Raw genomic sequence first — 8,477 nt, 5'->3', positions numbered from 1 at the left:
TTCTGTCGTCCGTGATTTCTTCGAATGTTTCCTTCAATGTCATTTTTACTACCCGAAGTTATTTTATCATCTCGCCTAATCTTTAAATACAATACTTGTTAAGAATTCAATTGCAGAGTGCTTTTGATGCGGATGCCCTGCTCCCCTCGCTCCAACCGCTTCGCGTTTCCCGCTACCCCTTCTACGGGGTAGGGAGCCGTTCGCGCAAGCGAAAAAACTTGCGAGGCAAGTTTTTAGGCGAGTCTCGGTAAAGGCTATGCCTAAACCGTGCCCCGTAACGCCCCGAAAATCTTCAAAAAAATTGAAAAAAAATCTTTACAAAATACGGGGGGGGGTATAATTATCTATTCGGAAACCTTTGTTTCCATTACTACTATTTTTAGGAGGTCTTTATGAACCGATTCATTAAATTCAGTTTTGCGTCTTTCGCAATTCTTTTCGTGCTGGCATTTATCTCCTGCAAAAGTAATGATGAAGATGATGATTCGCCAGCTCCAAAAAATAAGCTTTCGGTAACTGCAACAGAGGCAAGTACCGCAGGGTTGGGCGGAAGCTATTCAAAAGACATCACAGTAGCGGTGGATTTTGCAGAAAACGCGGTACTTTCTTCCCGCGTGGCACTTTCAACCACTTCCGAAAATTTGGCAAATGGTGATGACATCAAAGATTTGCTCAAAGCAAACATCGTGAACGCAAACGGTGTCAGCGCAGACTCATTCTCGATTTCCAGTGCAATTATAAAATCTCTTTCCGCGCAATCGATTACTTTTAGCGTTGCAGGTACGGCTCCAAGCGAAAACAGTTCTGTTACGCTCACGCTTCTGCTACCCCCAAAATTCATGAAAGACGGTCTCCCCTTCGGAAAACCCGTGCAAAAAGTTTCAGTTGGAACAGGCGTAACGGCAAGCAATACGGCGGCTGCAGTTTCAATTCCTAAAAAAACGGATCTCGCTGGAAAAATTCTAAAAACTATAGACGGAGATGCGTCTTCTTATTATGTTTTTGATGAGAACAGTAATATAACAAGATACTATAGCGGACATCGTGGAGAATGGGGAGATCGCACTCTTTCTTACGATGAGACAAAGGGAGAAATTGTTTCAACTTCCAAAGTTGTAGAAAAAATCATATCTGCAAACGGAACTTATTATATCGTTGACTGGGACGAAATTCCAAGAACAGAAGTAAGTGGGCTTGAGGGTGTTTTTCATGTCTTTGTAGACGAAGGTGAAGAAGACGGCGTTCCAGTCAGTACGGAAACTACGATTACTTTAAACGGTGACGAAACGCTTTCCTATTATAAAATCGAAATTGACAGAACGGGAAAGGACGAAGAGCGGCACACAGAAAAACGCTATCTTATTGGTGGCGGAGCTTACATAAACAAAAATGGAATTCTCAGTATTTCCGGAACATGGTTTCATTTTTCTAAAAATGCCGACACAGACGAAGAACTTGAAAATGAGATTATGCCAGCCGCAACCCTTGAATTGATTTACGATGGAAGCACTTTCTATCTTACAGGCGGCTCATGTTCTTTCGCAGAGGAAAGCGAACTGCCTGCGTCTACAAGCAATTAGTAACTCATGCGCTAGGCAGGGAGCGCCCAATTGCTAATTGCTCATTTCAAAATGCTGGTAATCCTTCACGCCCTGCCAGTCGCCGCCCCACTCGAAGCCCGCCCGCGTGAAAAGCTTGTAGGCGAGGTCGTTGTGGTCGATTTTGTAGGGGAAATTTTTGCTTCGGTCGAGGTAGGCAGCCCCGTTGAAAGGCTCGACATTCGGTTTTCCCTTGACGGTCTTGTAATACGGATTGTAGCGCGGGTTAATGTCCACCGCCAAGCCCGCCCCGTGCTTTGAAACGACGGTCGTGTGCGAGATAAAGCGGAAATTGAAGCACGAAGAATTATTGTCAGTCATGGAACGCTCGTCGTCAGCATCATACTCGTCGATAAGGCGGATTTTTTCGATCGGATAGCCCGCACGATAAAGTTCCTTAAAAATGCCAAGCAAAATATCCGCGATTTTTACATTGCAGACAAGCTCGCCCTCAAGAGTCGTGCCGTCCAAAGTCTTGTGCAGGACATGAAGATGCCGAAGTTGCGTGCGCGGAATCGTGCAGTTTTCCTTGAAAGATTTGCCCCACATCTTCGCAAAAAGTTCATCAGAAATCTCGTTTATATAGAAGGAACTTTCAATTTCGTTCGAGATATCCATTTCAATTTTCTCCACGCCAAAAATTTTCTCCTGCGCAAGACAAAGCCCCGGAAGAGAAAACAAAAACACAAAAAAACGCAAAAAAATCCTGTGCATTGTAAAATTATAACAAAAACAGCGATAAAAATGCAGAAAATTCAAAGAATTTTTCGATTGCGCTGCCAAAAATGCAAAAATTCTTGCTATTAATATGCAAAAAAGCAAGGAGTTTTTATGGCAACAACAACACTACGACCTTCACCAACGGCACTTTTGGATCCTTTGTGTGATTCATCTTTCAAGGCGATGTTCACGGCAGACACGAAAGAGTCAAACGCGGCATTGAAGGATTTTCTATCGACAATTCTGAGCCGGGAAATCATGGAAATCCAGCTCATGCCGAACGAGCCGCCCACTCAGGTGGCGAAAGAATCTCAGATGAGTTTTGATGTCAGCGTCAAGTTCAATGACGGGGAGCGGGCTGATATCGAGGTGCAGACCAGGAGCGAGGATTACGACTATGGCGACCGTGCCGAAATTCAGGTCGCAAGGCTCCTCAGCACATCAAACATGAAGGGCGACAACTGGGACACGCCGCCTGCCTATCAGATTTCGGTGCTGAATTTCGAGTTCGACAAAGATGACAGCTCACCTCTTTCGTGGTACAATATGAGAAAGGCAGACGGAACGCAGCTTTCTGACAAGCTCAATGTGGTTTTCTTCGACCTGATTAAAATCCACAAGCTTTTCGGGAAACCGGTTGAGAATCTCTCGAAGCTCGAAAAATGGGGATTGTTCCTTTCCTACGCGGGCGATGAGAGGCGGGCTGAATACATCGACCGTCTTACGCAAAGCGAGGAGGGCATCATGAACGCGAAATCATCATTGTGCATGGTAAGCGAAGACGAAATCAAATGGGCGCAGCAGAACTCAATCTTCAAGGCTCAGCGAGACTACAACACAGGCATGCAAAATGCCGAAAAGCGCGGGATTAAAAAAGGCATTGCTCAAGGCGCGCAGCAAACCGCCATCTCCAATGCGAAGAATTTACTTCAAATGAATCTCGGTACCCCGGAGCAAATTGCACAGGCTGTCTCTCTCCCCCTGGAGCAAGTGCTTTCCCTTAAGGAAGAGCTTTTCTGCAAGCAGTCAGTTGGTGTGAAATAACTTGCATCCAAAAAGCTCATGATTTTTCTGTCATGAGTTTTTTTGTCAATTTTATCTCATTACATTCCGATAATTTAATTGTTTTAATATTTTCAATTATTTTTGTAATGGGGTAAATAAAATGATTAAAAAAAATTTGTATTTTGTATCAATATTCTTCTTATTCTTTATTTTTTCATATTTTTCATGCAAGAATGATACCGATGAGCAAACTTTCATTCCCACGACAACCTATTCAATAACCCTCAATGCAAACGGCGGAACAATAACAGGTCAAACAGTCTACACCATAAATGTAGGTGAATACTGGCGCATTCCGGAAAGTTCTGAACTAGGACTTTCAAATGCTCCAAAATACTTTCAAGGTTGGTCTACAACAGCCTCTTCTAATGAAATTACTTATTGCGATAATTACAGATTTCTGCCAAGTTCTAATATAACACTTTATGCAGTTTGGGGAGACATAAAACAAGAAATCCGAACTGCAAATGCTACAAAATCTCTTCAAACTATAATTGATGAAATCACCCAGAACAACATAGACTCTGGGCTTCTCGAATCAAAGACAGCCTACACAATCTATATCGATGGAGAATTAAGAGGCGAAACAAAGATTGAAGACAAAGAAAATCCCGGAACGAGCGGTGCAAAAGTTAAGATCGCATCATCAATCACATTAATTGGCAAAAAAGGAAATTCTGACAAACTCTCAGGCGGGCAAACAGGTACAATCCTTTTCATAAACACAACAGCACCTGTAACAATAAAAGACCTCACGCTCTCCGACGGAAAAGGTTTCACAAAAATATCAGAAAAACATGGCGGAGCAATTTATATAGAAGGAAATAAGACAACCGTAACACTCGGAGACAACACAATTCTTACAGGAAATTCTGCAGATAAAGGTGGTGCGGTCTATATAAATCAAGGAACACTCAACATAAGTTCTGAAGCAACCATAAAAACAAACAATGCAACAGATGGCGCGGCAATATACAATGATAACGGTTCTCTGGCAATGTCTAAAGGCACCATCAGCCAAAACACGGCAACATCAAATGGTGGAGCAGTTTACAACAAAGGAACGCTTTCTATCACGGGTGGAACAATATCAAAGAACAACGCAGTTCTCGGTGGCGGAATATATCATTCATCATCAAACGCAACTTTAACAGGTGGAATTATTGAAGAAAACGCTGCGAGCGATAACGGTGGTGGCATTTATGTTGCAGGCGGAACCCTTGAAAACAACGGGGTAGCAGTAAGCAAGAACAAAGCCCAAAATGGTGCCGGTGTTTACAATAATGCAACATTCAACATGAAAGGCACTTCAATTTCATTCAATGAAGCACAGGAAAACGGTGCAGGAATCTTCAACAAAGAAACTTTACTCATAACAGGTGGCTATATCTCAAACAACAAGGCAACAAGAAACGGCGGCGGAATCTACAACGAAGGGACTTCTGCGAACTTTAACAATGGTACAATCGAAGAGAATACGGCTGTAAACGGAGCTGGCATTTACAACAAAACGGATTTCACAATCGGAACACATACTTTACAAAATCAAACGCAAATTACCGTTGGAACAGTAAAAGCAAACACAGCAACAGGAAAAGGTGGCGGTGTTTATAACGAATCAGGAAATTTTGTTTTAATAGCAGCTACCGAAGAATCTTCCCAAAAGTTAATTTTTGCGACAATAAAAGAGAATTCAGCCACAGAAGGAAAAACCTGGTACAAAGAGGGCGGAACCGTAACGATTAAAGGAACCGAAATGACCGATTCATCTAGTGACAATGAAATCGGGCAATAACAAAAATCTACAATATCGTTATCCGCTAATTTTTTTCTGGCGCCAAATCAACTTCCTCGTCGCCCTTCCGCAGCTCGGTCACCCTCGGCCGCTTCCTTCGCTCACGCTCAGTCCAGTGGCTGGCTCCGCCACTGCTCCACGGCTGGGCGGCATTTTTTTTACAAAATCGAGATGCCGGGATTTCAGGGAATAAGGAAGAGATTTCCTGCGAGCTGACAGCTCAGTGATAAAAATCATAAGCGCAGGGATTGAAACATATCATTCTGGCAGAGTTTAATATTAGTCCTTATTCCGGCTTTATGGGAAAACTGCAAAACTGCTCAAATTACCGACATAATAGCCGTTTCCGTCAGATGATTTTATGGTCTGCCCTGCACAAATTTTAAATGCTGTATAATCTGTTTTCGAGTTGAAAGACACTTTTGTTTCAGGGCCTTGCGAAATTATCTCCACCTTTGTGGTATTCTCGTTAATCGAGTATTGTCCGTAAATGATATATTCGTCCGCACTATCCACCGCTTTCCATGAAAATGAATGAGTAGTTGCACTTGGCCGCAAATGTTTTAGCTTTGTCGGGTATGCAAGTTTTGAAAATGCAATTTCACAGGAAGTGTTTCCGCTCTGCGCAACATCAGTTTTCGTGTAAGCTTTCACAAGGAAATAGTATTTTTTCGTCGGAATAAGCTCCCCATCCTCATCAAAAGGAAGCGGAAGCACACCTGTTAAAGATGTCTCAGCCGTCTCACCTACATACAACTTTGATTTTTTGAGAAGAGCCTCTGACTCCGCATAGTAAACCCTATAATAAGATATCCCCGCCTCACATTCAGCCTTGTTCCAGGTGATAGTTACGGCATTGCTTTTTGCCGAATCCTGAACAGCCACAATATTTGACGGCGAAGCTGTTATTTTTGTCGATAATGAAACTTTAATTATTGAGTTTTTGGCATCGTCATCATCATCATTATCTTTTTTACAGGAAAAAACGAGGCAGATGCTCAAAAAGAGCGGAACAAGAAAGAGAAGTAAAATTCTAATCAGACTTTGCTTCATAAGTTCCCCACTAGACAAAATCATCAAGATTAATTGTCTTTCAGCACAATCGTGAAAGAATACTGGTAATTCTTTCCGCTCTTGGAAGCATACATCGTTGCGGTATAGCTTCCTGCATCGCGCTCTGTCAATGGAATACGGAAATTCTGGCCAGATTCAGAATAGTTCGCAAGCTCCGTACCGCCTTTTTTGGTCAGTTTCAATGTTACGCTGTCATAAACAAATGTTACGCCGGCTTTGTAGCTGTAAGCCAAATCAAGGCTGCTCGTTGTATAGCTTCCGTCGGTGCGGGTAATTTTTATTACATCACCTTCGTCTATCGTGAGAGCAGGCTGAGTGCCAGTTCCGATTGCCGTCGCCGTGAAATTCAGACTCTCAGCCATATCATAGTTGGCATCAATAATCACTGGCGATGAAGGAGACTCATACACGGCATAAAGTGAAAGATTCTTGTAATTCGTGTAATTCACAGGAAGTTTCGTATCAATGTAATAATTTCCGTCATGTGCCGTAGGCTGAGGATTTGCGACCTCGTAACCGATAGTAGATCCGTTGACATCTGGCGAGGTTATAATATTCTTCGTGACATAATATGTAACAGTATTATCAACAGCCTCACCAGAAGCACAATTAGTGAAAACATGAGGATAATCATTACCGAGCACGGAATTTACAGCCCAATGAGACCAAGCCAAATCACCACTCTTAAGGGTAATCTCATTTCCGGAATTGTATGCAGCAACTCTGCTCGTTCCATTTGGAACCATTACTGCATTTCCGCCGCTTGCCTGACTAAAGTAGTAAATTGTAGGAATAGAAGAAACCGTAAATGCACCGTCAGACAAGTAATAGGCAAGCCTGTAGAGATTCACGATTTTTGTGCTGAAAGCCTTAGCAGAAAGAGTTTTTGCGCCAGGCAAACTGTCACTTTCAGCAGTTGTGCTTCCATAAGGAAGATTTGCGCTCGTTGCGGCCGATACAGCATAGCACCATGAAGAACCGCCAACAGGATTTACAGAGCGGATTCGTGCAAGGTATCGTTTGCCAAGAGGCATAGTGAACACAGCATATTCCGAATTCAAGCCAAGATTGCCCGCATACCAGACTGGCCGGATGTCATCGGCGATTTTCATTCCGTAGAAGTTTGTGCTGTAAGAGAATGTATTACTAGCCGAAGAATTTTCTGCCCACAATGTTTCAAGTTCTGCATTTGTAAGACTATCTATTGTCGAAGCAAGAACATTTTCATTTGAACTCACATCCAGAAGCTGAATCTCAAAATTTGACTCAGTGTTTGAGTTATCAGACCAAGTGAAAACAGTTTTGAAATAATTAGAATCTTCTGATTCTGGCTCAACATAGCCTTGTTTCAAATTATCAGGAGCTTCCGGCTCATTTTCCATTACATCAGGGATTCCAATCGTTGCTGTTGTTGTCTGACATGGGAGGATAAAAATCTTGTCGCTGAAATCATATTTTTTTCCATTACGGCTGAATGTCACGACAAGTTCATAGCATTTCGGTGTAATTCCGCTAGCTTCAAATCTGTATGCCGTAGCCTCAGAAAATCTGCTTCTGAATGACACATCTGGAGAAACCGCGCCTGCAACAGTTTGTCGTGGAGCACCCAATTTATACAAAGCAACTTCGACCTTATCAAGGACATTCCAGTTATTTACGGAATCAAAAGCATTCTTGCTCTCCTCAGACCAATCTTTTAAATACAAGTTGATGTCAAATCCGCCGTTTCCTTTGAGTCCATCTGATGATAAATAGAAATTAACGGTCGTGTTTCCAGAACTGTAGCGCAAATCTGCTGCGGCAACTCCTGAAAGCACCGCGTAATCCAAAACGCTCTCAATATATGTGTCAGAAGCAATCGTCGTCGTATCAGAAGAAGCAGGAACAGCGGCAAGCACGAACTGATAATTATAGCTGTTGAAAGGAACAGTGATTGTTCCGACATTTGCAGAAGATTCGCTTGGCTCAAAAGTCACTTTTTGAACAGTAAGCTTGCTGTTATCAATAAGATTTTGACCGCCTATGTAAAAATTCAATTCAGAAGATGAATAAGCCCCCGGCACAATGCTTCGGGCAGAAGATGAGAATCTGACCATTCCAGTCTTTGAAGTTGCTCGAATCGTGATATTTTTTACTGATGTTGCGTAAGTGACAGAAGTAGAATCAAAAACATACGCATCTTCAGAAATGTTCGAGCAGCCCGCAAAAATCGCAAGAGCCAAAAG

Annotated in this window: 6 protein-coding genes; 3 read left to right on the top strand and 3 right to left on the bottom strand. The window is 42.6% G+C overall.

The features are described 5' to 3' along the window. Nucleotides 1–392 precede the first annotated feature (392 nt). A complete protein-coding gene (locus tag IJJ71_RS04450) occupies nt 393–1,580 on the top strand; it encodes a hypothetical protein (protein ID WP_296845566.1) in 1,188 nt (395 codons plus the stop codon). Between the two features lie 33 nt (nt 1,581–1,613). Here the strand turns inward: IJJ71_RS04450 and IJJ71_RS04445 are convergent, their stop codons facing one another. Then, nucleotides 1,614–2,312, bottom strand: a complete 699-nt coding sequence (locus IJJ71_RS04445; RefSeq protein WP_296845564.1) for a M15 family metallopeptidase — start codon at nt 2,310–2,312, stop codon at nt 1,614–1,616. Between the two features lie 117 nt (nt 2,313–2,429). Between IJJ71_RS04445 and IJJ71_RS04440 the strand changes: the two genes are divergently transcribed. Continuing rightward, a complete protein-coding gene (locus IJJ71_RS04440) occupies nt 2,430–3,362 on the top strand; it encodes an Rpn family recombination-promoting nuclease/putative transposase (RefSeq protein WP_296845563.1) in 933 nt (310 codons plus the stop codon). Nucleotides 3,363–3,483: 121 nt separating this feature from the next. Next, complete coding sequence (locus tag IJJ71_RS04435; RefSeq protein ID WP_296845561.1) at nt 3,484–5,178, top strand: right-handed parallel beta-helix repeat-containing protein; 1,695 nt, start codon at nt 3,484–3,486, stop codon at nt 5,176–5,178. Between the two features lie 297 nt (nt 5,179–5,475). On the opposite strand, the gene IJJ71_RS04430 is transcribed toward IJJ71_RS04435, so the two are convergent. Together IJJ71_RS04430 and IJJ71_RS04425 are read right to left on the bottom strand one after the other, a co-directional pair. Continuing rightward, entirely contained in the window at nt 5,476–6,231 is a 756-nt protein-coding gene (locus IJJ71_RS04430; protein ID WP_296845560.1) for a fibronectin type III domain-containing protein, read from the bottom strand. Nucleotides 6,232–6,260: 29 nt separating this feature from the next. Further along, nucleotides 6,261–8,477: hypothetical protein (locus IJJ71_RS04425; protein WP_296845559.1), on the bottom strand; the 2,217-nt coding region annotated here is incomplete at its 5' end.

The sequence above is a fragment of the Treponema sp. genome (genome assembly GCF_017430385.1).
Taxonomy (GTDB): Bacteria; Spirochaetota; Spirochaetia; order Treponematales; family Treponemataceae; genus Treponema_D.
Note: the sequence above shows the minus strand (reverse complement) of the source record. Positions and strands in the feature narration are given on the sequence as shown.